Raw genomic sequence first — 26,150 nt, 5'->3', positions numbered from 1 at the left:
AAGAATTGTAAACATGCTTGAAGCCGTGGAACAAGCGGCAATTACCGGACCCATAGTTTTAAAGAAAACTGGGCAGTACGAGATAGTTTTGGATAACGTTAGCGGTAAGATTTACGTCCAAATCGAGAGGGGCGCTTACTGGAGGCTGAAGAACCCGCAGGTAACACCTGTAGCCCCTCCGGCCTCCAACTGTATAGGCTTCACTCCATCACCAAAGTTCATTTCCGATTTAGCGGGCAAGGTTATTGAGGCATTATGCTCAAAGTCTCCTGAACTCGCCTCTTTTGTCCTGTCATCAAGCGCAATGATGAATATGGCTGCAGCCGTGAGGGCCGCGCGGACCCTTGAAACATACTCCTATTGGATTAAACGCTACTCTGAGTGGGGCTGGATTATCTCCAGACCAGCTTATTGAAGAAGCGAGGAGCGAGGACGTAAACAAGAGGATCCATTGGTTTATCACGGAGACGCGTAGCTCCGGGATGAGCGATGGAACAATCCTAAACGTCTACAAGGCTCTAAAATGCTTCTATCACGCCAACTTTATTGATGGGGTTAAGCTGCTCCCCGTGGTTAGGAAAAACATTAGGCGCGCGCCCACGTTTAACGATCGTCCTCCAACTCAGGAAGAACTGCAGCGCCTACTTGAGGTTGCCGACCTCCAGGGAAAGGTTATTATCACGTTCATGGCTCTTGGGGGATTCAGGCCCTCCACGCTTGTCAGGCTGAAGTATCGACATGTTAAAGAGGATCTGGAGCGCGGGATTATACCAGTCCACGTTCACGTTGAAGCTCAGATAACAAAGGGGCAGTACTCTAATTACGACACTTTCTTAGCTAAGGAGGCCGTGGATGCCTTAAATGATTATCTCAGCATGCGTAGGATGGGAACCAGAAAGATTCCGCCTGAGGAAATAGTTGATGAATCTCCAATCGTGAGGAACGAGAGGCTTGCAGCCTCATACATTAAAAGGGGGCTCATACCCCCAGGCATAACGACTGATAGGCTCCGCGACATAGTCCACGAGCTCTACCGCAAGGCTGGTTTGCTCAATGGAAGGGGAAAGAGGCGCTATGAACTCAGGGCGCATAGCTTAAGGAAGTTCTTTAAAACCCAGCTTGAGGCCAAGGGCGTGAAGACAATCTACGTTGAGTACATGATGGGGCATGTCCGAAGCCCCTACGATAAAACCGTGGAGATGAAGGGCGTTGACTTCCTGAGAAGCATATATGCGGCGGCGGACCTGAGAATTAAGCCCAGGCCAACGCCAGACGAGCAATTCATAGCCCTACTGGAAGACTTTATAAAGAGCAAGGGATTTGATGTAGATAGGGAGATGCTTAAGAGGGCTATAATCAAGCCGCATAGAACCGTTATCACAAGCAAGGAAATGGAGGAGGAGAGGAAGAAACTAATCAAGGAAACGTTCATTAAAATGCTTAGAGAAGAGATGTTCCCAACCTCACGCGGGGGTACAAACTTGTCTGGACAAGGCTGTCCACTCGGACACCCCCGCGTATAGACCCAATATACCAAAATAAAACTTTGTCAGAAGAGGGGAATAAATCTCTTTCCCCGCACCAAAGTCTTTCCATAATCTTGTTGATTGTAATTCTGCTTTGGCTTTTTCAGGCTTTTCCATGCTGGGCTAAGTTTTCTGTGCGGGTTGGACCCTTCACGGTTGAGGGCGATCATATGATAGCGGAGGCCCAATGGTTCGGCGATGTCAGGGTTCTGGCCCTCAAGACTGAGGGGTGCTGCGCTATATTTAACTGCACGGAGCCGCCCCTGAGGGTTACGGTTAACGATCAGCCGCATTCTAATTGGACGTATTTCGGGGTTAGGGGCTGCCTCGAAATATGCGGTCTGCCGGCTGAATCCGCTGTTAAGGTCTTCTGGCCGATTCACGTCTCAGGCCTTCCAGCCGCGGCGATTAGGGTTGAAGCCGTTAGCTTAGGCGTAGTGGAGGCCGGCGCGGAGAAGATCTTCCAGATCCCGGTTGAGTTCAGCGGCTCCAGCATTCTGATCATAAGGGTTGAGTTTAAGTCATGCGCGGATTGGTTCAGGGTTGAGGAGCGCCTGCCGCGGGCCTTCACAAGCAGCCCAGAGAGCAGCGTTGGAAGAGCCTATATTAGCGTTAAATTGAGGGTTCCAGCTAACGCAACCGCAGACGATATAGCCGTGCCAGTCGTGGTGTATGCAGCCGGCCCCTCGGAGCCGAGTTAACGAGCCAGGGCCTAGTCTCCTTCACGGTTAGCGGGGGGCTGCGGGGCATGGATGCCGCTAAAAAGTGGGGGTCCTTGCTGGCCCTGATAATCGCTCTAGCAGCGTTCCTATACGCTGTTTGGAGGGGGAGGCTGTAGTATGAGCGCGCTCACAGGCACAGCCCTATTAAAGCTTATGTTTGAGAGGCTAAGCCGCGACCAGCTGTCCGAGCTGGCGGCTCAGCTGGGCCTGTGCCTTGAGTGCGGCGGCAGCCTCATACACTCGAATGGGGAGGTTGTATGCGCGAAATGCGGATTGGTCTGGCTGGAGGAAATCGAGGAGGCCCGCATACCGTTCCCGGAGTTCGATGATCCGGGCGATAAGGACGGAGCCGGCGGACACTACGAGGCCCACTGGAACCCTGAGTGCAGCCTTGCGTTCGGAAGAAACCTGGGCTCAAGCCTGACCAGTCGGGACTTGGAGCGGATACTTGGACGGAGGGGGCAGGCGGATCGGCTAGGGTTCTGAGGCTCCGCTCCGAGGCCGGCGGAGGCGAGCCTGACCCGCTTAAGCGCATGCTTTCGAGAATAAGCACGGTTCTGGATAGATGCGGGCTGCGTGGCAATCATGTGGCTGCTGAGTATGCCGGCAGGCTCATGCGCAAGGTGTATGGGATTGCAAAGGCGGCTGGAATAAGCCTAAGCCAGAGCATAGTGGACGCCGTAGCAGCCTACACAATCCACAAGCTGGGAATCAAAACATATAATGAAGCCAGCCTAGACCTGAAGCCTAAGGACATAGCCCTACTGAAGGCAATCCTATCATTCGAAACGGAACTCAAGCGCATAAAGAAGACGTATAGGGAAAGGCGCAGGTGATACTCAAGCATCAGCCTAGAAAAGGTTTCGCGCGAAACCTTGGATGAAAAAACTATCCAACTGTTACTTGAGTATCAGATTGCCGGGGCTTAGCGGCACAACCGTGTATCCCATAGGGTATTTTGGTGTGACGTGGTAATTAATTACGTTTCCTAATATGTTTGTTACTAGTACTGACTACACTACTACATTTTAAAATTAGGAGTCTTAGTCTATGTTTTAACCCTTCTTTTTTAATGGCAATTGTTAGTGTTGTTAAAGCCGTAAACGCTAGGACCATGGTTACAATGTTAAATTCTGGCACGACTTCTGTTCCTTTGATTTCTACTAGATGAGTGCTATGGGTGTAGGTAAAGTATATGAACGTGTGTGTTTGATTCCATTTTATTATGAGGCTTTTAGGACTTGTTCCGTCAATTAGCACGTTCCAATCCGCGATGTTAGCATTCAATAAATCCTTTGGAACTGTTACATTGCATATTCCCTCAGTTCCAGTTAGGCCTTCAACATTGAAGGTTAATTTTTTATGTTCTTTGTTTAAAGCCATATTTGATATTATTGAATTGCTTTTAATGATAACTAAAAATAGGCGATTATCAACATTAATGTAGTGAGTTGTTGTTTGAATTTTCGCGAAATAAGCAGTTAACAAATATGGCTCATTTATTGTAACTGTCACTGGGTTGTTTGTTGAGTAGTCGGAACCGTCAAGTTGCCATTTTTGGAAAATATAATCTACACTAGATGTTGCTGAAATTAGGGCATCCGAACCATAGTCATACCAGTATGTTCCAACAGTAGGATTTGTTGATCCCGAGCTGGGCGGGTTAACGTTTATGGTCAAAGTATACTGTGTTTTATATGTGGAGGATATGGAGCCGCCATCAGATGGCACATTAATTGTTCCACTTTTAGCCGTTGAAAGACCGCTTGTAGAGACCCAGACGTATCGCTTATCTGAGCCAGCGCTCACAGGGTCGCTCCAAGAGAAGCTATGCGATGAACCAACATCCCAAGTGAATGACTTTGGTAAATCTGCATATGCATAATTGACTCCGTCAACGGTTAAAATTGTTCCACTAGCGTCAGCGTCTGAACCCATGCCTGTAACCGAGAATGTTACCATGGCTGTCCTCTGGAGACGCATGGTTATGGTGCCGTCTTCGCTGACAGTAGCTGTTGTGGAGGGAGATGTCTGAGATATTACGCTTACTCCTCCACTAGTCTCCCACTGCCTGAATCTGTAGCCGCTTGGAATGATCCCAGTAGAGAGCGAATATGAGCTTGGTGCAATATTTATTGAACTACCATGAGAGTAGCTTGATCCTGCGAAGACTAACGAGGCCCCACTAACTGCGCTTCCGGCTTCATCTAGAATCTGAAAGTTAACCGCCTTTGTTCGGGAAACATAAAGTTGGTCCGGCACCCACCAGTCCGAGTCAAATTCTACATCAAAACCACTGCTGGGACTATATTTTCCCCAAATAGCCCAAGAAACATCATACCAGCCTTCCTCGGCATCTAAAGGCACCGTGAAGCTACGGTAATACCAGTTTGTCCCGTAGGATACTGAAACAAGAACATCATGTGACGGGTCATCGATTACGCGGTTAGAAGGGCTTCTTATGCTACAACCAAGACCCACTTGAATGTTATCGTAAAATGGGCTACGAATCTTGTACCCGACCAAGAAAGTTTGTCCAGGTCTAACGTAAACTGGTGAAACATTATGGTCATCAAGTGAAGGACGTCCATGTTGCAGGCGGTATTCTCCTGAACCGCTGCGTGGATGGACTTTTATGTAGGTGGGCCAGCTCCCCGTAACAAAAGCAACAGTGTCCGGATACGATGTTCCCGTGGCACTTGCGATTAGACGGCGTGCTCCATCATAAATATAGACATCAAAGTTTGTGCCTGGATTACCCCTAATAGAAACAGCTATAGCTTGTCCCTCCGACCAACCCACTTTATAATATTGATCATTCGAGCGAAGAGTCCCTTCAGTCGAGAAGGCTGAAGCTATGCCATCATAAGCATAGTCAAATGACGAACCAACATCCACCCAATGTCCCCATAATGGATAAACGTCCCAGACCCACTCTTGAAATATCCATTCGAAGGAATAATAGTAACCCTCAGATCCCTTTACAACGAAGAAGCCCCCAAAATTATAATCCGTATCCCATGTGAAGTCATATGACCCTATGCCAATTAAAGTCTTTTTCTCATGTTTTAAGATTTTGCCAGAGATATCTTCGATATATAAATCGAATTCGCCAAGACCCCTTTATGCGAAAAGTGGACTTTTGTGAAGAATACATCCAGAAATAATAGTAGTGCTGACGTCACGTGATGTGCCTGGACTGTCAATAGTTGCGTTTATGCATTTGAATGAATTAAGCAAAATAAGGCTTAAGCTTGCCAATAAAAGAATAATTCTAAGAATACTACTCATCACTCCCCCATCCATTTTCCTTTTAAACCTTTTTTAACTTTAAAGTTGGCTTAAATTTTTCGGAAGACCCTCTATAACATCCCTTTATAGCCACTTTACTTTAAAAACATATTTGGACCGAAAACCTTCCACTAATCCAGAAGGCTATAAACCTATTCCCAAAGTAGTCTATCAATATGGAAACAGAGAGCTAGGCGTAAAAGCATACTTAGAGGCTAGGAAAGAAGCCCTAAAACTCCTTGAGGAGCTGAAAATCTATGGAGAGCAATAGGCTCTTCATCCTCCTAATCTGGCTCTTCACAATATTCTTCGTCTTCCCACTAACAATAAACTACATAGCAAGCCAATACCCAATAAGCCCTGAAATACGCTTCTTCACAGTCATGCTAATCTCAACCTTCGTTGTCGCCATAGCAGTCTACCTATGGTTTAAGCGTAGAGCCTAGAAGCTTAGTTTTTGTTTTTTCTTTTTTCTTTTTTGTTTTTTTAGAGCAAGCAAGAGCGAGCAAGCAAGCACGCAAGCAAACACTATCCACTCTTGAGAGGTAGGTAAAGGGTAGTAGGGGGGAAAGGGTAGGTAGGGGGAAGTAGGGAGGAGGGGGTATGAGAGAGGGGGTTTGGGTTTGGGGATAAAACTTAAACTCTAATTTTTGCTCCATTAAGAAAGACTTTCATGCTATTTCTGCGAGGTTCGTTTTACGCTGTTAGCAAATATTAAATAACTCCTTGTCGGAATTTTGCTATGATTGCTTGTGTGGTGGATATGTATGCCGGATAGGTTGTGTTTTAAAGTTGGAGGCTTACCGATAGAGATAAGTTCCGTTACAGCGGTTTTTGCTGACGGTTCCAAGTCTACCTGTGAGTGTTTTGGGGCTTTTAAGGCTGATGGGCGCGAAGAATACAAGTTTAGGTGCGATGATGCTCTCGTGAACATAAGTTTGGCTGCCGAGAGTTCACGAGGCGTCATCAGTTTTTCAGCGTCGTCCTTAAAGGATTTGAGCCATAGGTTTCCTTTAGAAATTGATTTTAACGCCGATAAGCCCTGTGGAGTCTTAGCGCTGACAACTCATAAAGATTCAGCGAAATGCTATTCGAACGCGTTTGGATATTATAATCAAACGGCTATAGGTAAGGAGCCTAAAAGCCCAAGACCGCCCGACCACCCAGAGTATCCGCCGGAGCTAGGCTACATAGAGCATGAGGATTATGTCCGCGGCTACCCATGCTGGGCGTATCCAGTATTCTCAAAGAGCTTTGAGGAAGCACCCTATTACAGCATATTTCTCTTGGCGGATTACGGCGACAAGTATCTGGCTTTACTTACGCTTACGGACAAGACCACAGCGTACCTGTGGCCGGGCTTAAAGCTTAAGGTTTTTTCAGGCAGAATCTCTAAGCGTATCGAGCATAGCATTATCGCTTCGCTGGCCGTGGACAGCGACCCTTACAGGGCTATTGAGAACTGTGTTAATGCGGCGTCCTCATATGTTACATTTAAGCCTAGACGCGTGAAGAAGAAGCCTATAGTGATGGATAAGATCGGGTGGTGTTCTTGGAACGCTCTATTAACCGATGACTTATCACATGAAAACATCGTTAAAATAGTTGGCGGGCTGATCAATAGGGGGCTAAAGTTGGGGTGGGTTATAATAGATGATGGATGGCAGGAGGAGGCGAGCCGTGAAGGCTGGCCGCAGAGAGTTCTGAGGAAGCTATCCGCGAATAGGCGTTTTCCGGAGGGCATAGGCGGCGTAGTTAAGTCCCTTAAGGATCTCGGCGTGGATTTAGTGGGGTTGTGGCACACAATAAACATTCATTGGGGCGGCTTTGAGGAAGAGGTTGCGAGGGAGCTTGACTGCGAAGGGTTCTTCTCGAAGTTTGTTGGAGGCTATGTTCCCAAGCCAGCCATGGCTGAGGCGTTTAAACTGTATGAGAGGTTCTTCTCTTGGGTGAGGGGCAGCGGTGTGGATTTCGTTAAAGTAGATAATCAGTGGGTTATACACGCATTGTACGATGGGTTCTCCATAGTTGGCGAAGCTGCCGAAAATGTTGAGTTGGCTATGCAGGCGGCGGCCTACGCCAAGGGCTTAGACGTATTAAATTGTATGTGCATGGTTCCGGAAAACTACAGCAACTTCCTCTTCAGCAACGTTATGAGAGTATCAATGGATTATATACCGTTCTGGAAGGCTGACGCTAAACTTCACACGATTTTCAGCGTATATAACGCTTTACTCTTCAGCCACATAGCATACCCGGACTATGACATGTTCATGTCCTATGACCCGTACGCGAAGATCCACGCTATGGCCAGGGTGTTCAGCGGAGGCCCCATATACATAACGGATAGAGAGACGGAGAAGACGGATATAGGCCTGCTGAAACGCTTTGTTCTACCAGATGGAAGGCTAATTAAAGTCGATAGGCCTGCGCTGCCAACTAGAGATGTTTTGTTTAGGGATCCATATAATGAGCCCGTTCTCCTGAAAGTAGCATCGGAAACTAATGGGAGCATATCCGTCGCCGTATTCAACGTCAGCGGGGCGGGTGGGAGAATAGAGGACTCCATATCGCTTGACGCGCTCCCCTTCCCGGTTAAACGCGCAGATTACGCTTACTATGAAACGTTTAGTGGCGAGCGCGGAATACTTGCGCAAAGTGACGAGCTCAGGGTCTCGCTTGATGAGCTTGATGTTGAGGTGGTTAACCTAGTGCCTGTTGAAGACTGTAGAGCGGTCATAGGGCTGAAAGAATACATGCTCCCGCGCTTCCCAGTAAAAGTCTTTAGGCTGCCGGACGGAAGAGTTTTTGTTGAAAGCGCTGCTTCAGGCACACTTTTATATTATGCTGATGGCACTTTCAAAGAAGTTGAGGTTAAAGAAGGCTCCATAACAGAGATATAGCTCCCATTCTCTTCTTTCCCTAATTGCTCGCGTACATGATTTTAGGGCAGGGTTTACCGGAAGGCTCATTTAACCTAAACACTTATTTTAGTTTTAGAGGAAGGTTAAGAATAATGATTGTCGGCATAGTTGGTAAGCCAAACGTTGGAAAATCAACTTTTTTCAGCGCCGCGACGCTCGTAATGGTTGAGATAGCGAGCTATCCTTTCACAACGATAAAACCCAATAGGGGGATCGGATACTTTAGAACGCAATGCGTATGCAGGGAGCTGAAAGTTAAAGATAACCCGGTGAACTCTATCTGCATCGACGGCGTTAGATTAATTCCGGTTGAGCTGATAGATTGCGCTGGCCTAGTTCCAGACGCGTGGCGGGGCAGAGGCTTAGGAAACCAGTTTCTCGACGAAATCAGGAAGGCTGACGCCCTCATACATGTCGTCGACGCCTCCGGCTCAACGGACATTGAAGGCAGGCTGGTGAAGCCGGGGATGCATGATCCACTTGAGGATGTGAAGTTCTTGGAGCGAGAGTTAACCATGTGGTTCGCTCAAATAATTAAGAGGGATTGGCCTAGAATTGCTAGAACCGTGGAGGCTGGGGCTGCAGACCTACCATCGCTTCTTGAGGAGAGGTTAAGTGGCTTAGCGATAAGGAGGAGGCATATACTTGACGCTTTGAGGATTACCGGGTTAAGCGGTGAAAAACCGACTAGGTGGAGCGATGATGAGTTTCTGAGTTTCGTTGATGCTTTAAGGAGGATTTCGAAGCCTATGCTTATAGCTGCAAATAAAATGGATCTGCCCTTCGCCGAGGACAATTTTAAGAGGTTGAAGGAGACTGGTTACATTGTTGTGCCGTGCTGCGCTGAAGCCGAGCTGGCTTTAAGGAGAGCTGCTGAGAGGGATCTGATCAAGTATGTTCCCGGAGACTCGAAGTTTGAGGTGAAGGATCCGGCGAAGATCACTGGTAGGCAGGCTGACGCCCTTAAAGCCGTTAGAGACAAGATACTTGACAAGTATGGGTCGACGGGGGTTCAGGACGCCATAAATGCCGCTTTCCGAGAACTTTTGAAGATGATAGTGGTTTACCCCGTTGAAGACCCGGATAAGCTGACAGATCATTATGGTAGGGTTTTACCCGAAGCGAGGCTGGTTTCAAGCGGTACAACATCCAGGGAGCTAGCCTACATGATCCACACGGAGCTGGGCGAGAGCTTCATATACGCTGTGGACGCTAGAACCAAGAAGAGGCTCGGCGAAAACTATGTGCTTAAGGATGGAGACGTTATATCGATTGTAAGCGCTAAGAAGAGAGCTTAGCGTTTCGCTAAAAACTTCTAAAACTGTTTAGGTCCCAAATCTTCTTTTACGCTTCTGATAGGTTCTAATGGCTCTCAATAGATCTATGCGCCTAAACTCCGGCCAATAAACATCTAGGAAACAGAGCTCGCTGTAGGCTGATTGATAGAGGAGGAAGCCGCTCAACCGCTCCTCGCCAGATGTCCTTATAATTAGGTCTGGATCCTGCTTCGGTAGGAAAGCGGTGTACAGATACTGCTCAAAAAGATTTTCATCTATTTCCTCAGGTGCAATTTTACCTAGAGCAACCTCTTCGGCAATCTTTCTGGCGGCGTCGACTATCTCCGCCCTTCCACCATAAGCTATGGCTAAATTCAGGTATCGATCGCTATAATTTTTTGTTTCATCCTCAACCCTGTAAATCATCTCCTGCAAATCTTTGGGAAGCAGATGCACCCTCCCAATAACTTTAACCCTAACCCTATATCGATGTATCTCCTCGCTCTTTAAGGCTTCTTGGAGCTTCTCTTTAAACAGACACATTAGCTTCTCAACCTCCTCCCTCGGCCGCCGAAAATTCTCTGTGGAAAACGCGTAAAACGTTATGCTTTTAACGCCTAGATCTAGGCACCATTTTAAGACTTCCTTGGTTTTGTCGGCGCCATAATAGTGGCCAAGCCACGGTTCAAGCCCGCTCTCTCTAGCCCATCTGCGGTTGCCATCCAATATTATGGCCACGTGCTCCGGCACGCTCTGATTTTTTATCTGGTGCAGAAGCCATTTTTCATAGATCTTATATACGCCGAGAAGTGAGAGAATCGTTTTCAGCATTAGGCTTTCCCCTCAATTAATCCGATTCCTTCGCCCTTCCCAGCTTAGCTGAGAGAGAGCACTGGCAGCCCCTAGTTTCAGGCAAAGAGACGATCGTTTCCGCCACAGCCCTGCGAACTTTCGGCATAACGATTTTCGACGTCTCAGAAACCTCCTCATACGTGAGGCGGCCGGAGATCCCAGCCGCCATATTGGAAACAAAGCATAGAGTCGCATAACACATGCCGAGCTCCCGCGCGAGCGCCGCTTCAGGCATACCGGTCATGCCAACAACATCGCAGCCCAGCATCCTAAACATACGTATCTCAGCCGGCGTCTCAAAGCGCGGCCCCTCAGTGCAGACGTAAACAGCCTGCTCATGCACCGCGCCCAGACCTCTAGACTTCTCTATGAGAACCTTACGTATCTCCGGGCAATATGGCTCGGTAAAATCGATGTGGGTGACTGGCAGCTGATCGAAGAATGTTGAGTGACGCTGACTTGTGAAATCTATTAAGTCGTGTGGAATAACTAGGTCTCCGGGCTTAAAGTTGAGGTTTATCGCTCCGACAGCGTTTGTCGCTATGATCCTCTCAACCCCAAGCCTATATAGCGCATACATGTTTGCCCTATAGTTAACTCTATGGGGTGGAACACTATGTTTGTACCCATGCCTAGGTAAGAAAGCAACCCGCTTTCCCTCGAACTCGCATATAGAGAGAGCGTGGGAAAAACCGTAAGGCGTCCCAACATTAATTTTCTCTGAGCCGCTGAACAATTCCTCTAAGCCAGATCCCCCTATAACCGCTATACTAATCTTCTCAACCCTATTTGAACCGCGCATCAAATCACTTCCCCTCTTCATCGCTTTTCTCCTCGCCTCCCTCTTTAAAGAAGACCCTATATCTCCTACTTAAAATATGGGCTACGGGAGCCGACACCGCGGCTATAATTATGCCGATAACCACAGATGCTATGAGGTTGTCTAAAGGTAAAGCGGGATCAATCAATATTTTCGCAATCTCATTAAAGATTTTCCAAGACCACGCGCAAACCGCAATAAAAACAATGGTCCTCCAAAATCTAGGGTCGCGTTCAAGCAGGTGTCCAAGCGCTCTTCCGAAGAGTATTATGGATACCCCTATGACGATTATTGTCGTTGAGGCTGAGATAATTATGCCTAGGATCCTAGGCATAAAGCTGAGCCAAATATTTGGATCCGTTGGAAGCGGGCTTGGCAGGATATCTGGGCTACTTAGCACCTGAGAGGTTGCCTGATATACGCCCACCACTATTAGGAGAACGCCGAAAACCAGTGACGAGACGGATACCAATCCATGCGGCGACGAAAATTTTGAGAGAGCGGCAAATATCTTCTTATCCAGCCCATAGCCTTTACCTATAAGGTAGCCGCCGACTATCATTAACCCTATAATCCAAGCCCACGCCCAAATATCGTACTTTATGAATACTGCTAAAAAAGACAGTATGCCAAGCATCACGAGCAGAATCCCGGGCAGGCCGAGAAAGATCCTAGAGTACTTAGGCTCCTCCAGTATTTTTCTCAAGTATCTTGAGAAGAGGGCAGCTGTCTCCTCTATGGTTTCACTATGCTTCACTACGACTCGCCTCACCGATGAGATCGGTATCCTAGACTGTATTAATGGCAGAATATCCTCGTCTGAAAAGCCATCTGTGACAAGAATTAAGCTGCTAGGATTAAATCTTCTCAAAACCTCGTTAAGCTCCGAAATAAGTTTTCTGTCGGAAGCTATTCCACCGAGCTCGGAGCCAGCTATCGTTGCGACCTGACATAAAATGCCTCCCGACTCACTCCGCTCTAAGTTATCGCAGATCCTCACAGCCTCAAACATGGCATTCGCGTCAGCCTCTTCAGGATCAGCAAGCAGAAGTTTAAGCGCGGCATCAATATTTTCTTTTTTGCCGAGGATCGGCGTCTTGACGCCGGCTTTCCTGCCAATATCATTATCTCTATCGACACAAACAACCAATATACGTTCTTCACTTTCGTTCTTTGAATCTTGTTCCCCTTGACCCGGCATTACTTTTCTCCCATAATACTTAAAGATAATATGTTAACCCCTAGAAATAAGTTTTAGCGTAAAATAAAGCAGTGCTTATCTTAAGATTCTTCCCCCTCCTCCCCAACCAGAATCTTAAACTCCTCAAACGATACTTTTTCCCCGCGTTTAATCTTTTCCAGAGCCTCTTTCCTCACCTTCTCCTTAATGGCAACGATGGATTCACGCCGCCTCCGCTCTTCCTCCTCCCTAATAAGTTTCCTAATAGCGTAAATTTGATTAAGTAGATCTTTATGTTTAAGGCGAAGGTTCGCCGCCTTACTCCTATTCTCCATATATCTGCTGTTAACATCGCTCAACCTACTTTTCAACTCCTTAATCTCATTAAGCGTTTTAATCATCATTTCATGGAACTTCTGGCTCTCCACAACATTCTCAGCAATCCTCTTCCTATGAAGGGTAACCTCGCTCTCTAACTCTTTGAGGCGATTCTCCAGGCTTCTAGCCTCTTCCTCCATGGTTCTCAATTTTCGATAAAAATCCATTTGCCTCTCCAGAGCTTTAATCTGCTCAATAATCTTTTGCTCCTCAACAATCGACATAGGGGTTGTTTGAATCCTCCAATCTAGGCTGGCAATCTCTTTAGCTAAAGCTTCCTCGCTCTTAGCTGGCCTCAACCTTAAATACTCTTTAATATTACGCTTTAACCTCTTCAGAGCCTCAACCTTTTCGACGTACTCTCGCTTAAGTTCAGCCAGAACAGCCTTAGAACCCTTAACCTCCCCATTTAAGCTGTCACGTCTACCCTTATACTCTGATGCTCTAGCCTTAAGATCCCTTATTTTACCGACCAAAACCCTCCTTTCCTCAGCAAGCCTACGAGCATCAGCATCCAACCTCTCCAACTCAACAAGCAAACCAGAAATCTCCTGCTCCAAGCCAGCAATCCTGCCCCTCAGGTCTTCACTCAAAGTAAACCTCTCCCCTACGCATCCTTAAATAAATATTTCCTTTCGGCTAAAAACTTATATACTTGGATGGATTATCCATCCAAGTATATGAAAAGATCTTTACACGGACAATTATTTTCGACTAAAAATCTGAGTCTGATAGCCTTAATGACGTCGGCTAGCTTAGCGTCCAACTATGCTATGATCTGGATACCGAATGTTAAGTTCATGGATCTTTTCGTTTTCATCAGCGGATATTTAATGGGGCTTATTCCCGGTATGCTTGTTGGGATTTTAATTTGGCTCGTTTACGGAACCATAAACCCCTACGGGTTTAATTCGGTGGTGCTCGCCGCCACCTGCCTAGGGGAAACTTTTTACGCTATAGCCGGCTGGTTGTCGGCGAGGTTTAAGCTGGGTTCGAGCATCCGTTCTATAGGAGAGCTGGGGAGAGGGGAACTCTGGCTAACGAATTTAATGTTTGGTATAATCGGCTTCTTTGCAACCTTCTTCTATGATCTGTTTACGAATATCGTGTCGGTTGTTATAGTTGGGTTGCCGCCCCTAATGGCCATAATATCGGGCGCACCCTTCGCAGTTGCTCACGAAGCATCCAATTTCTTCTTCTTTTTCTTCGGCTGTAGCCCACTCATTGTAACAGTTAAAAAATTAGTGTTTACCGGGAGGTGAAAGATATGGTTGGAAGAAGCGCATGGATGTGGGTTTCGCTAGGTTTCCTCTGCCTGCTGATCGTCGCATCATATCTAGCGGCATACTACTATAGTGAGAGCGTCCACTACAGAAGCCTTTACGAAAGAGCCTCCGCCGACCTGAAGAGGCTCACAATGCCCGTGAACATCTTAATCGACTATGGAAATGAAACAAGAACATGGCATAACAACACCCTTGTACCAAGGGAAGCCAGTCTTCTGCTCGCAACCAAAGTCGTTGCACGCGTCGAGAACATAACTTACCCCGAAATGGGAGCATTCGTAACCAGCATAAACGGTGTCGGCGGCGAAGCTAACCGATACTGGATATGGTACATATGGAATCCAGAAAAGAAAGAGTGGGAGTGGGGGCCAGTAGCATCCGACAAATACATCCTTAAGGAAGGCGACACAGTAATGTGGAGATACGAAAAATTCTAGAAAAAATAGGGGTTAAAGCATCAAGACGCTCTATGCACAAGCATTTTTAGGCGAGATCTTTACAAATTTTTCTGAAAATTATTGGTGGTCGGGCGGGCAGGATTTGAATTCGCCGAGCCTAAGGCTTAGGTCTCATGTTGCTTAGGCCCTCCTGCGACACTCCGGTTTCTGTACGCCCGGTAGGCTGAACGGCGACTACCATGCAGGTAGCGCCTACAGCTTCTCCACCAGCCCGCTACTTCCGGTCATATGTCAGGCTGGTTCGGAAGCTCTACCAGGCTGAGCTACCGCCCGACCAAAAACAAAAATACACAGAAAAGAAATATATGTTTTTCGTCTCCGTGCGGCGAAAAAGGATGCGATTTGCTCTTAGACAAGTCTCACATCTTCATTGTCCGCAATCAAGTTTTTGTAGCGGTTTTTTCTATATCTCTCGACGAGCCCTATAACCTTCAGGTTATATTTTAGGAGCTTCTCAACATTTATTCTGCCGTTTTCAGGGTTTAGGACTCCAAGTCTCACCGCTGTAGCCCTCATATAAATGCTCATTGCCTCAGCTGATGACGGAAAGAGATACATGAAGATGCTGCGCTCCGCCCCTGGATCAGATCTGCTGCCTATTCTGGCAACAATATTACCTTTATCCACTATTCTCGGAGCATATCCTTGCGCATCAACCGAGAAGCCTTCCTTAACGGCTATCTCATAAAAAAGGTTATGGTCAACCTTATCCACAAACGTCACCCTAACTATCTCAGGTGTGACGAGGTCAACGCCCACAACCCCCTCTGGAAGAATGCCCAAATACTCTCCACCCTCAAAAATCCGAGATATAACTTCAAGAAGCCCCATGCTTTTCTCGCGATACATCTCTAATTAAGAGAAAGCGAGCAAACTAAATTTTAAACTTTATCCAACAATTAATTCGCAAAGAATAAATCTGAAACTTTAAAAGAAATATTTAATGAAAAATAAGGTGGGCCGGTAGTTTAGTGGTACGAATGCCGCCCTCGCATGAAAATCTAGCCGAGAACGGCGGAGGTCGCGGGTTCGAATCCCGCCCGGTCCACCACCTTTCTGGGTTTAAGTCCTATATCATCATGATGCCAATGACTCTTCCCCTTATCAGCGCTTCTGTTAACACTTTCACTTAGGTTTATCAGGTTTAAACAATTCGAGGAAATTTTTAATTTCGTGTCTGCGTAGTATGAGTCCCACGATGGTGCCTGAGATCATAACTTCTATCCAAGCCTTCGTAACTATGAAGGCTATTGCGGCTGATGGAAGGCCATACACTAAGCATGCGAACCAAATGTAGGGCGTGTATGGAATCATTGCTAGGGCTCCGCTGACCGGTGGTGAAAACCTTAGCTTTTTTGAGAAAAAGCCCGCTACACCGGCGAGCAGCGCGTTCCCGAAGGGTATAAATATATTCTAATGGTATCTTTAAATTGTGGTCTCTATGAACATCAAAAGAGCTATATGGGTTATGATGGCGGCGGGACTAATCTTAGCCAGCGCATGATACGCCTTTGGTCTACTCTCATCCAGCGTCCGCGTCAACTCATCGGGGGTTATAGCATCAGTAAATTTAGCGGTCTACTGGGATAGCGCATGCACAAATCCAGTAACATCGATAGATTGGGGAACCATCTCTCCTGGAGGATCCAAGTCGGTTCAAATATATGTGAAGAACACGGGGAATGTTCCAATAACACTGTCACTATCGACGGAGAACTGGAACCCATCTAATGCTGGAAGCTACATGACTCTAACATGGGACTATACAAGTGAAACAAAAATCCAATCAAACAGCGCCCTAAAAGTAACCTTAACGCTAACTGTCTCAAGCAGTATTCAAGGAATAACAAACTTCAGCTTTAACATAGTCATAACTGGAACAGAGAGCTAATAGAAGCTAAGCATAAACATGGTGGCTTACCCAAACTCTAATTTGGCGTTTATGAGAGTTTGGGCGTGAGATGATGAGAAGAACGGCTCTCATCTCATTAGTCCTAGCCTTGATTGTTGCCACCTTAACGGTAGATCAGTCTTTGGGATTGACCATTAAAAAAGAAAGCAACAATAAAAGAATATTGACGGTTGGTATCTCGGTTTACATGGATAAGGCGTGCAGAAAGCCTTTAACATCGATTAACTGGGGCGTTCTTAGTCCAGGCTCTGTAAAAAGCATCACTGTATACATTAAGAACACTGGTAGCACAGCAGTAACGCTATTGCTGTCCACAGAGAATTGGAGTCCTGAAGACGCTTCGAAATATTTCTCGCTGACATGGGACTATAGCGGGCAACGGATTCTGCCTGGCAAAGTGTTGGGTTTAACTTTAACGCTAATGGTTTCACCAAATGCGTCGGGTGTGAGCAGCTTCAACTTTGACATAGTTATAACTGGAGTCGCGCTATCATCAACATAATCATTTCAACCACATTTTATTTCTCTTTAACACGATTAGACTACTGCTTAAAAAGCGAAAAAATAAGGTTAATCAGCCAGCAAAAATATGGATGACATGAGTGTTTTATCGCTTGAGTCTTGGGTTAAAGATTTCGTCTAGGGAGTGCCCTATTAATACGAACGCCAAGGAGAGCAGCGCTATGCAGAGTCCGGGCGGTATAATCCACCACCATGCGCCGTATTGGAATGCTCCGCCCCTCTGAGCATACTGTAGCATTCTGCCCCAAGATATCATGTAGGGGTCGCCGCCTACGCCGAGGTAGGCTAGCTCAGCCTCGGTCACTATGGCTATAGGCGCTGAAAGAGCCACGGCAGCATAAGCTATTGGTAAGACCGAGGGTATAATGTGTTTAAAGATTATTCGCCATGTTCCAGCCCCCCTGACTTTACACGCCTCGATGTAGGGTTTATTTTTTATGGAGAGCACGAAGGCGCGTATATTTCTGGCGCCGGGAGCCCATCCGAGCAGAGATAAAAGTATGACTATTTGCAGTAGTCCTCCTCCAATCATTGCTGCGACAACTATCATCAGCGGTAAGGCTGGCAACACCATTATTAAGTCTGAAATCCTAGTGAGCGCTTCATCCGTCTTTCCACCCATGTATCCAGCTACGACGCCGATTAACACGCTGAGGGATACGGAGATTATGGAGGCTGATATACCTATGAGCAGTGAAACACGTGACCCGTAAATAATCTGGGTGAAAACGTCTCTACCCATGTCGTCTGTGCCCAGTAGACCGAAGCGCATCCCAAACACCATAAATTGGATTTCATAAATCTTAAGGGTGAAGTTTACGTTTTTCCCCGGTTCAAGGTTAATGAATTCGTAGGTTGCTCTCAGCTGGTACTGCCCTTTACTTATGAAAACCTTTTTGGCGAGAGAGTCCCTGTAGGTTGGTAAACCGAGATATACGAGTAGATCCGGCTGGGATGATTTTATGTAGATCCTCTCGCCCACCATAAGCCTTCTTGTGAAGCCATGCGTGAAGCCGCTATCCCAAACCCAAACGACCTCGCCATCAGGTCTAACTACTTCGAAAGACGCTTTAATGGCAAAATTATCCGAGCTATCGACCAGTTTTCCGAGCAGAATTATGCCAAATGATTTAGGTGGGCTGAAGGTATACTCAAACTCGGTAGCTAATTCTAGCTTTTCAGCGTTGAAGGCGGAGCCGGCTGACTTCACGATGAGGGAATTGCCCTCAACGGTTGCGAGGATAACTGAACTGTTCGATAGTGTTATCTTACCTTCACCCCTAAGGGATCTCTCTAAAACCGATACCTTTATGTTACTTGGCAGATCCGCCATCTCGCGGTTAATTACTCCAATCCATTCTGGATAAGCCAGCCACTCGGCGAGTTCTCTATCGCGAATAGGGTCATATGGAGTTAAGAATGGTGCGAATATCGCCATTAAAACGAAGGATATTAGTATTATTAGGCCTATAATCCCCTTCTTACTCCGCTTATACTGTTTCCAGAAGTAGGCTATTCTCTCCCTCTGATACTTATCTATGATCATCCGGCGCCCTCACCATACTTCACTCTAGGATCAAGTATTCCATAAATTACATCAACTATGAAGTTAGCAGCTATGACGAGGACGCAGATTACAAAGAATATTCCCTGTAGGGATGGATAATCGAGGTTTGAGATCGAGTCAAAGGTGTATCTTCCCATCCCATACCATGTGAAAACGGTTTCAGTGGTCATGGCGCCACCCACCGAGCGCGCTATGCTTATCGCAGCGCTGGTAACTATAGGAAGTTGAACATTTTTGAACACATGCCTATAGAGCACATCTCTTTCTTTAAGCCCCTTAGCCCTCGCAACAACAACGAAATCTTGCGATAAGGCATCTAAAACCAAGTTTCTCACGGAAATTATTCCTCCACCCAAAATTATCGCCGTTAGAGCCGTGAAGGGCAGAGTCATATGCCATAAGTAATCGATTATGAACGATATCGGATCCTTTGGATTGTTAGGTGGAGGGGTAGTTGTACCCGCGGCTGGAAAAATATGGTAATTAAAGGATAGGAAATATAAGAGCGTCATCCCCAGCCAGAAGACCGGTGTGCTATTAAGGACTATGCCGATTGAAAGTATTATGGAGTCTGAAAGTTTGCCGCGTCTTGAGGCGATATAAAAGCCTATCAGGACTTGGAGTATCGTTGAAGCTATAACTGAGCAGCTTACTAAAGCGATGGTGTTGGGCAAGCGCTCCATAATCTCGACTTGAACGGGCCTAAATGTGCGGAAAGATATACCAAAGTTACCCTGAAACAAATTCACCATGTAGAGGAGGTATTGCTCCCATAAAGGTTTCTTAAGCCCCCACCTATTCAAAACCTCATCGATCATCTCAGGGGTCATTATATACTCTCTAATCATAACTGCGTAGGGATCGCCGGGCATAAGCCTAAAAATTATGAAATTTAATGTAGAAACTAGAAAAACTAGCAATATACTGTAAAAAGCTTTTTTTAAGACGTATGCTTTAAACCCCATCTAAGTTTCTTCCTTTACCCAAACAGTAAGCTTAAATCAATTATAAAAATTAAATTGCTAATAAAAATTTTTACGTTTAAGCCCTTAGTTTGTTTGCGTCAAGGGGGTAGGCGCTGGATTAAGGGAAAAGGCAAAAGCACTAGTTGAAGGATTGACTGTCATCATGAACAAATGAAAAATCTTATAAATCAACATGGTAATAAGTTAGGTTTAGGTGACTTATATGGGAAAGAGCACCGCCTTAATTCTGCTAGTAATTCTCGGAGCCACACTACACATAGCTCCACCCGCAAACATCGCTTCAGCCCAGCAACAAGAAATAGTATATCCGAAGCCTACATATGCACCCTATATTTATGGCCCCTACATTGACAGAATAGTGTTTAGGTTCATTACAGAGACAATAACGGTATGGGAGCTATTTAAGAGAGGAGAACTTTCATGCGCTGGACAATATATGGGTACAATCCCTGAAGAAGATTGGCTTGCCGCAGGAGAAAATCCTAACATTCAACTGGTGTTATACAGAAAACCAACATACAACGGTTATTTAGGCTTCAATATTAAGAAGTGGCCGACCAGCGAATTAGAAGTTAGAAGGGCTATTGCCCATCTAATTGATTACGACTATGCCGTATCAGTAATATGGAAGCCAGGCGCTGTTGGACCAACATGGGGATTTATTCCGCCACTTTTTCAAGAGTGGATCAACCCTCGTGTGGATGTACGTGTAAGGTATTCCTATAGTCTTGAATTAGCAAAGAAAGAGCTTGAAGACGCTGGATGGGTCTTCAAGGACGGAAAATGGTATAGTCCTGGTAGAAAAGAAATGGGTATAATAAAGTACGTGTGTCCAGGCTATAGCCCGGAGAGAATAGAGCTTGGTTTAAAGCTTAAGGAGGATGCTGCTAAGATCGGCATAGAGGTAGAAGTTGTACATCCACCTGATTGGCCTAGCACTGAGCGTATGACGTATATTGAAAGAGACTTCAACATATTTGCTAACTACGCGACTGCCGATGTTATGAACCCTGCAAGATGGTATTTCTGGGCTTTCCACAGCTCAAGCTATCAGCCTCCTGGCGTCTCTTCGATAAACCATTTCGGTATTCAGGATCCGGAGCTAGATAAAGTTCTTGAGAACCTTCAGACAACAATGAACGTAGAAGAAGCAAAAAGGCTCGTATGGAAAGTTCAAGAGATTATAGAGGATAAATGTTATGTTTTACCTTTGCCTGAGGCTTACGCCTATAGAACTGGTCTGAGAAAGGATCAGTTCCGAAACTTCTATGGAATAAAATCTGCGCCTGAAATCTCTGTTTCTCAGCCGGAGTTTGTAGAAGAGGCAACTGGCTACATATTCATGATGAATGTAAAACCTGTTAATAGGGAATTTGGCGGAACTTATATAGTAAACAGAGCTTATTGGCCAAGCTCTTATAATCCGCTTAATTGGATGGAAGCCCCAGAGCAACAGATCTATAGGTTCATTTACTCATCTCTTGCGCGTCGTTGCATTGATGCAGAAGGCAAGGATGTAGTTATACCGCTACTAGCTTATGACTGGAAAGTAGAGACGTGGGAAGTGGCGCCGGGCAAGGTTGGGCTGAAATATACCTTCCACCTTTACAATAATATTACTTGGCACGATGGAACGCCATTTACGTCAGAGGACGTGAAGTTTACATTTGACCTTATTGCTAAAACTAAAACCCCTTGTGCTCTCTACGCACCTATTATACCCGTTTATGTAAAGGCTGAAACGCCGGACAAACACACAATCATTATTTACACAAGCCAAACTGGTATATTCCAATTTTACGATATAATTTCAGTGTACATTTTACCCAAACATATTTGGGAGGGACTGCCAGATCCGTTCGCCTTCGAGAATATTCCTCCGATAGGTACCGGTCCATTTATATGGGAAGACTATAAACCAAGAGAGTATATTTCGCTTAGGGCTAATCCTCGGTATCATTTGGCTGCTAGGACTCTGTCGGTGTCAACCGTATATAAGGATACTGTGAAGATTGCTGGTGAGAGAGCGAAATTCCAGTTTAAGCTTGTCGGCCCAGAAGGTGAAGCCGTAACTAATGGAACGGTTAAGCTGACTTTAATGAAGGCTGGGGAAGAAGTCTTAGAGGTAAGTGCAAGGCATATGGGTGGAGGGGTCTATGAGGCGAACATCGATACGGGCGTCATAGGGGTTGGAGACTACATGGTCAGCGTCATAGCGGAGTACGTGACGCCTTTATTCACGTATCAGCGGCCATCAACTTTAACCTTAACCGTTCTGCCGGAAATCTACAGGGATCTAATAAACGCGGTTAACGAGGCGAGGAGCGAGATAACCTCAGCAAGCAACAAGATTTTAACCCTAGAGAACACAATATCATCTTTGCAGGGAAAGATATCTAGCCTCGAAGGAACAGTTTCAGGTTTGGCTGCCGCATCTACCCTTGCAACAGCCAGCATAGGAATAAGCGTCGTGGCGGTAATATTGGCTTTAGTCGCCATAATAATGTCGCTTAGGAAGAAATAAAGTTCATTTAACCCCAACCTATTTTTTATATTTGCTCCTCAGAATATTGGTTGTGGAAAAATGGATGAAAAAGTATATTTAAAGTCATTGCTCCTCGCCTTCTTCGCTGTTATAATCGTCTTGTCCGTAGGATTAACGTTGTACTTTCTCTTCAGGGACAGCGCGTCAGGAATCGCTATGATAGGCCTCATTTTAATATTTGCGGGCATGATGTCCCTACTACTCTTCCCACCCTTCATACTGAGAATATTGCTTAAAAGGAGGGGGAAAACCCCAAAGAACGGGGAATAAATAAATGCCGGGTTTTCTCCTTAAGGAATCTCTAGTTTTGGTTGCCGACCTGAGCCTTATGGCATGCGACATAATGGTCATTAGACACTTCTATTAGTTCCGGCTCTTCCTCTCTGCATTTTTCGTCGGCAAGCGTGCATCTCGGGGCAAACCTGCATCCCTTAGCCACTTCAAGCGACATGGTTATGTCGCCTCTGATCCGCACATCTCTAATCTTTTTGCTGGGGTCGGGTGATGGAACTGCTGAAATTAATGCTTGAGAGTAGGGATGATATGGCGCATCTATAAGGTCTTCCGCATCGCCCTTCTCAACTATCTTGCCCAGATATATGACGGCAACCCTGTCACCGATATATTTCACTAAACCTAAGTCGTGGGTTATTAAGAGAAAAGTCACGTTCATATTTCTCCTTAAATCCAACATAGTTTTTATCACTGAGCCGCGGGTCGACATATCTAGCATTGAGACCGGTTCATCCGCAACAATAAATTTTGGTCCTAAAACCAGCGCTGAAACAATAGCTATTCTCTGGAGCTGACCTCCGCTGAGCTCATGCGGATATTTGGAGAGAAAGTTTTCCGGCGGGTATAGGCCTACGCTCTCTAGAGCCTTAGATACGATGTTGATTCGCTCTTCTCTGCTGCCGCCGATCTTATGTATGATGAGCCCCTCACATATATTATCAAAAACGCTCATTCTGGGATCAAGCGAGCTGAACGGGTCTTGGAAAATCATCTGGGCTTTTCTTCTAAACTCTTTCAGCCCTTTCTTGTCTAACGAATATATGCTCTTTCCTTCAAAGAGGATCTCTCCTGAAGTAGGCTTCTCTAAACGAAGCAGCAGCCTACCGGTTGTTGTTTTTCCGCTGCCCGATTCGCCCACGAGGCAAAAAATCTCTCCTTCGCGGATGGAGAAGCTTACCCCGTCAACCGCATAAATATATCTTCTCTTAGACCTCGAGAAAAGACCGGTTCTTACCGGAAACCATTTTCTAAGATCGTTCACCTTCACTAACTCGCCCATTTAAGAGCCCTCTTTAACGTAATTTCCTCTAACCTATGGCACGCAACATGATGGGAAGAGGAGACGGCGCTCATTTCCGGCTCTTCTTTTCTACATATGTCGACCGCGAAGGGGCAGCGCGGGTGGAAGCGGCATCCGGTGGGCGGGTCTAATAGGTTTGGTGGGGCTCCTTCTATGAAGCCTAGGGTGCGCCTCTTCCCCCTAATGTCTGGTACGCTGTCTAAGAGGAGAAACGTGTATGGATGCATGGGACTATAATATATTTCTTCTGTAGATCCATACTCGACTATTTTTCCAGCATACATCACGAAAATCCTATCGCTGCTGCTAAAAACTAATGGTATATCATGCGATATTATTATGGATGAAAGGTTCAGTCTCCTCCTAAGGTCGGCTACCAGATTAATGATCTGGGCTTGAATTATCACGTCTAGAGCCGTCGTCATCTCGTCGGCAATTAAGAGGCTGGGATTAAGGGCTAAAGCCATCGCTATCATAGCTCTCTGCTTCATTCCACCGCTGAATTCAAAAGGATAGCTCTTCGCCCTTTTTGGGTCTATGCCCACTAATCTAAGTAGGTTTTCAGCCCTCTCCCAAGCCTCCTTCTTCGACACATTTTCATGTGCAAGTATAGTTTCAACTATCTGGTCACCTATCGTTATTACCGGATTCAAAGAGTTCATTGCTCCCTGAAAAACGATCGAAATCTTCTTCCACCTTATTCGCTTTCTAAAATCCTCCTCAGATAGCCCAAGTATATTTTCACCTTCAAAAAGGATCTCTCCCGAAAAAATTCTTGAATTAGCGGGTAAAACCCTGATGATAGTTAATGCGAGGCTCGATTTGCCGCACCCGGACTCGCCGACAACTCCAACACACTCATTTTTATAAACGTCCAAGATCAATCCATCAACAGCCTTAACCCATCCCCCCTCAACACTATAATACATTCTTAAATCATTAACCTTTAGGAGGGGGGAGTCAGACATTCTTCTTCCACCTAAAGGATCTAGAAAGTACTTTTAAGCAGAGCTGGTTAATTAATTTTTTCGATTGGAAAAGGCTTGATCAACCATAGCTAGAAGGATAGTAAAATCTGCCAAATGAATAGGTAGCCAAAGGACTCAATTTCCTCCCAGATCTCCCTGAAGATCCTCTCATCACCGGAGATCTGAGGCAGCTCCTTCCGCTTCTCTTCCCAAGGGATACATATGCCCGGCCTGGTATTCGATTTCTGCGGAGAAGCCGCTGTTTCGCCTTCATACATTTTCTCAGCGGGGTCATTTCGCTCTACGCTTAGTTTCTGTTTTAGGGGATATCCGCCATATGCACGCGTGAAATCCGTCATAGCTTTAACATTTTCAATCTTAGCGTCGCCCTGAATTATGGCTGAAGCATCCATAATATATCCTCCATCCGGGGCTAAAACGTCGATCACCTTCTTGCAGTAATGGCGTACTTCCTCAGGGCTTCCAAGAGCAAGCAGCCAGTTAGGTATTCCGCCGCTTAAGCAGAATCTGGCTTTCAGTTTTTTGCGCGCCTCAAACATGTCGGTTCTATCTACGTGAAATATTATGCTTCCCTCCGGTAGCTCAGCGAAGCTATCCAGATGGGGAGTCCAGTCTCCTTCAGCGTAAAAGAGCGTTTGATGACCGTTCTTCCAGAGCTCTTCAATTATAGGTTTCAAGGTGGGCCAATGAATCCTCTTAAAGTGCTCCATGCTTATGAATGGCACGTAGCTCCTATGCATCCAGAAGCCTACCGGCACCTTCCTTTCCGGATCCGCTGTCATAAGCGCAACCTTCGCCAGATGTGGAGCGAGGGCTTCACAGGCCTCAAGCACCTTTTCAGGCCGCCTATGTAAATCCTTAACTAACCCGATGTATCCGCGCAGCTTATCGGCAATTATATCGAGCGGGGCCTTAAGAATCCCAGCTATAGCCGACGCTGTTCCAGTTTCCTTCCGCATTCTCTCCACCTGCGATCCCAGAGCATTAAAATAGTTGCTCATAGCCATGGCGCCCTTCACTAAAGCGAGCTTACCCCTATATGAGAGGGGCTCGCCAAGCCCTATCTCGCCTGAAACTCGCGGAAGCCAAACATTATACAGGAATGATGTTGGGTCATCTATAAGCATGTCATATTCATCGGGTTTCATGAAAGCCATATTTTCCGGGGGTTCAAGATACTGGAATGGCTTATCCGGAGGGATATCTATGCCGGGCACAGCATAATATTTTAAGCCAAGGGCCTGCGTGAGCCCTGTCCAAACATAAACCATGTTAGGCACCATAGCATCCCAATCAAAGTCCCTAGCACATTTAATTACAGCGTCAAAAGCTCTCCTATAGTCGTGCGTAACCTCTTGACACGTGTAACCAGCGTACTTGGCGGTGAATTCGGCGACAAATGGTCGGATCGGGATGCGATCAGGCATCTCATTCCGCATAGCGGTTAAGTAACGCTTCAACCGCTCCTGATAAACATGCTCCTCGCCCATAACTCGTCTCCAATGCTCATTAAGAGCTTTTATGCACTTAAAACTTCCCCCAAAGAGCCCGGGCTTTCCAGAAATTTTACCTTGGATCTCAGCTTGCGCGCATGTATTGC

The 26,150-nt window shown here is 46.1% G+C and carries 25 protein-coding genes and 2 tRNA genes; 14 read left to right on the top strand and 13 right to left on the bottom strand.

Features of this window, described 5'->3' with window-relative positions; genetic code table 11:
• The first annotated feature begins 13 nt into the window (after window positions 1-13).
• From QXR61_02975 to QXR61_02960, 4 genes are all read left to right on the top strand, one after another.
• Entirely contained in the window at window positions 14-415 is a 402-nt protein-coding gene (locus QXR61_02975) for a hypothetical protein (GenBank protein ID MEM3756913.1), read from the top strand.
• Window positions 345-1,523 (top strand): site-specific integrase, encoded by a 1,179-nt coding sequence (locus tag QXR61_02970; protein MEM3756912.1) that lies wholly within the window; start codon window positions 345-347, stop codon window positions 1,521-1,523. Before QXR61_02975 ends, QXR61_02970 begins: the two co-directional genes overlap by 71 nt.
• 173 nt (window positions 1,524-1,696) lie before the next feature.
• The gene (locus QXR61_02965) at window positions 1,697-2,227 is read left to right on the top strand and encodes a hypothetical protein (protein ID MEM3756911.1); all 531 of its coding nucleotides are present in this window, start codon (window positions 1,697-1,699) and stop codon (window positions 2,225-2,227) included.
• Between the two features lie 404 nt (window positions 2,228-2,631).
• Window positions 2,632-3,084: a hypothetical protein gene (locus QXR61_02960; protein MEM3756910.1), complete on the top strand. Its 453-nt coding sequence runs from the start codon at window positions 2,632-2,634 to the stop codon at window positions 3,082-3,084.
• A gap of 139 nt (window positions 3,085-3,223) precedes the next feature.
• Here QXR61_02960 and QXR61_02955 read toward each other — a convergent pair whose 3' ends face one another.
• Entirely contained in the window at window positions 3,224-5,146 is a 1,923-nt protein-coding gene (locus QXR61_02955; protein MEM3756909.1) for a hypothetical protein, read from the bottom strand.
• Window positions 5,147-5,796: 650 nt separating this feature from the next.
• On the opposite strand from QXR61_02955, the gene QXR61_02950 reads away from it, so the two are divergent.
• The 3 genes from QXR61_02950 (at window position 5,797) to QXR61_02940 (ending at window position 9,761) form a co-directional block, all read left to right on the top strand.
• Window positions 5,797-5,985: a hypothetical protein gene (locus tag QXR61_02950; protein MEM3756908.1), complete on the top strand. Its 189-nt coding sequence runs from the start codon at window positions 5,797-5,799 to the stop codon at window positions 5,983-5,985.
• Window positions 5,986-6,306: 321 nt separating this feature from the next.
• On the top strand, window positions 6,307-8,442 hold the full coding sequence (locus QXR61_02945; protein MEM3756907.1) for a Sip1-related alpha-galactosidase: 2,136 nt from the start codon (window positions 6,307-6,309) through the stop codon (window positions 8,440-8,442).
• A gap of 113 nt (window positions 8,443-8,555) precedes the next feature.
• Window positions 8,556-9,761 (top strand): redox-regulated ATPase YchF, encoded by a 1,206-nt coding sequence (locus tag QXR61_02940; protein MEM3756906.1) that lies wholly within the window; start codon window positions 8,556-8,558, stop codon window positions 9,759-9,761.
• Between the two features lie 27 nt (window positions 9,762-9,788).
• Here the strand turns inward: QXR61_02940 and uppS are convergent, their stop codons facing one another.
• The 4 genes from uppS to QXR61_02920 form a co-directional block, all read right to left on the bottom strand.
• Window positions 9,789-10,571, bottom strand: coding sequence for a polyprenyl diphosphate synthase (gene uppS, locus QXR61_02935; protein ID MEM3756905.1), 783 nt, complete (start codon window positions 10,569-10,571; stop codon window positions 9,789-9,791).
• A 16-nt stretch (window positions 10,572-10,587) separates the two neighbouring features.
• Entirely contained in the window at window positions 10,588-11,415 is an 828-nt protein-coding gene (gene mtnP, locus QXR61_02930; GenBank protein MEM3756904.1) for an S-methyl-5'-thioadenosine phosphorylase, read from the bottom strand.
• Window positions 11,399-12,613, bottom strand: coding sequence for a DUF373 family protein (locus tag QXR61_02925; GenBank protein ID MEM3756903.1), 1,215 nt, complete (start codon window positions 12,611-12,613; stop codon window positions 11,399-11,401). Before QXR61_02925 ends, mtnP begins: the two co-directional genes overlap by 17 nt.
• 80 nt (window positions 12,614-12,693) lie before the next feature.
• Window positions 12,694-13,563, bottom strand: a complete 870-nt coding sequence (locus QXR61_02920) for a hypothetical protein (protein ID MEM3756902.1) — start codon at window positions 13,561-13,563, stop codon at window positions 12,694-12,696.
• Window positions 13,564-13,710: 147 nt separating this feature from the next.
• Here QXR61_02920 and QXR61_02915 point away from each other — a divergent pair, with 147 nt between their 5' ends.
• Both QXR61_02915 and QXR61_02910 read left to right on the top strand, forming a co-directional pair.
• Window positions 13,711-14,232, top strand: coding sequence for a hypothetical protein (locus tag QXR61_02915; GenBank protein MEM3756901.1), 522 nt, complete (start codon window positions 13,711-13,713; stop codon window positions 14,230-14,232).
• Between the two features lie 5 nt (window positions 14,233-14,237).
• Complete coding sequence (locus QXR61_02910; protein MEM3756900.1) at window positions 14,238-14,693, top strand: DUF4430 domain-containing protein; 456 nt, start codon at window positions 14,238-14,240, stop codon at window positions 14,691-14,693.
• A gap of 85 nt (window positions 14,694-14,778) precedes the next feature.
• On the opposite strand, the gene QXR61_02905 is transcribed toward QXR61_02910, so the two are convergent.
• Window positions 14,779-14,987, bottom strand: a tRNA-Tyr gene (locus QXR61_02905).
• 75 nt (window positions 14,988-15,062) lie between these two features.
• Window positions 15,063-15,545 (bottom strand): hypothetical protein, encoded by a 483-nt coding sequence (locus QXR61_02900; GenBank protein MEM3756899.1) that lies wholly within the window; start codon window positions 15,543-15,545, stop codon window positions 15,063-15,065.
• Between the two features lie 126 nt (window positions 15,546-15,671).
• Between QXR61_02900 and QXR61_02895 the strand changes: the two genes are divergently transcribed.
• A tRNA-Ala gene (locus QXR61_02895) sits at window positions 15,672-15,765 on the top strand.
• Window positions 15,766-15,839: 74 nt separating this feature from the next.
• Here QXR61_02895 and QXR61_02890 read toward each other — a convergent pair.
• A complete protein-coding gene (locus tag QXR61_02890) occupies window positions 15,840-16,028 on the bottom strand; it encodes a hypothetical protein (GenBank protein MEM3756898.1) in 189 nt (62 codons plus the stop codon).
• Between the two features lie 352 nt (window positions 16,029-16,380).
• Between QXR61_02890 and QXR61_02885 the strand changes: the two genes are divergently transcribed.
• Window positions 16,381-16,605 carry a hypothetical protein gene (locus QXR61_02885; protein ID MEM3756897.1) on the top strand — a complete coding sequence of 75 codons (225 nt, stop codon included), beginning with the start codon at window positions 16,381-16,383 and terminating at the stop codon, window positions 16,603-16,605.
• A 70-nt stretch (window positions 16,606-16,675) separates the two neighbouring features.
• Window positions 16,676-17,128, top strand: coding sequence for a hypothetical protein (locus QXR61_02880; protein MEM3756896.1), 453 nt, complete (start codon window positions 16,676-16,678; stop codon window positions 17,126-17,128).
• 105 nt (window positions 17,129-17,233) lie between these two features.
• Here QXR61_02880 and QXR61_02875 read toward each other — a convergent pair whose 3' ends face one another.
• Both QXR61_02875 and QXR61_02870 read right to left on the bottom strand, forming a co-directional pair.
• Window positions 17,234-18,694, bottom strand: coding sequence for an ABC transporter permease (locus QXR61_02875; GenBank protein ID MEM3756895.1), 1,461 nt, complete (start codon window positions 18,692-18,694; stop codon window positions 17,234-17,236).
• Window positions 18,691-19,680, bottom strand: coding sequence for an ABC transporter permease (locus QXR61_02870; GenBank protein MEM3756894.1), 990 nt, complete (start codon window positions 19,678-19,680; stop codon window positions 18,691-18,693). The genes QXR61_02875 and QXR61_02870 overlap by 4 nt, the downstream gene beginning before the upstream one ends.
• A 223-nt stretch (window positions 19,681-19,903) precedes the next feature.
• Here QXR61_02870 and QXR61_02865 point away from each other — a divergent pair, with 223 nt between their 5' ends.
• On the top strand, window positions 19,904-22,225 hold the full coding sequence (locus QXR61_02865) for an ABC transporter substrate-binding protein (GenBank protein ID MEM3756893.1): 2,322 nt from the start codon (window positions 19,904-19,906) through the stop codon (window positions 22,223-22,225).
• 60 nt (window positions 22,226-22,285) lie between these two features.
• Entirely contained in the window at window positions 22,286-22,516 is a 231-nt protein-coding gene (locus QXR61_02860) for a hypothetical protein (protein ID MEM3756892.1), read from the top strand.
• Window positions 22,517-22,547: 31 nt separating this feature from the next.
• Here the strand turns inward: QXR61_02860 and QXR61_02855 are convergent, their stop codons facing one another.
• The 3 genes from QXR61_02855 to QXR61_02845 form a co-directional block, all read right to left on the bottom strand.
• The gene (locus QXR61_02855; GenBank protein MEM3756891.1) at window positions 22,548-23,540 is read right to left on the bottom strand and encodes an ABC transporter ATP-binding protein; all 993 of its coding nucleotides are present in this window, start codon (window positions 23,538-23,540) and stop codon (window positions 22,548-22,550) included.
• Complete coding sequence (locus QXR61_02850; GenBank protein MEM3756890.1) at window positions 23,528-24,529, bottom strand: ABC transporter ATP-binding protein; 1,002 nt, start codon at window positions 24,527-24,529, stop codon at window positions 23,528-23,530. Before QXR61_02850 ends, QXR61_02855 begins: the two co-directional genes overlap by 13 nt.
• 89 nt (window positions 24,530-24,618) lie before the next feature.
• Entirely contained in the window at window positions 24,619-26,040 is a 1,422-nt protein-coding gene (locus QXR61_02845; GenBank protein ID MEM3756889.1) for a uroporphyrinogen decarboxylase family protein, read from the bottom strand.
• Between the last annotated feature and the right edge of the window lie 110 nt (window positions 26,041-26,150).

The organism is Candidatus Bathyarchaeia archaeon (genome assembly GCA_038882715.1).
GTDB lineage: Archaea > Thermoproteota > Bathyarchaeia > Bathyarchaeales > DTEX01 > DTEX01.
This window is presented reverse-complemented; position numbering and strand designations above follow the sequence as displayed.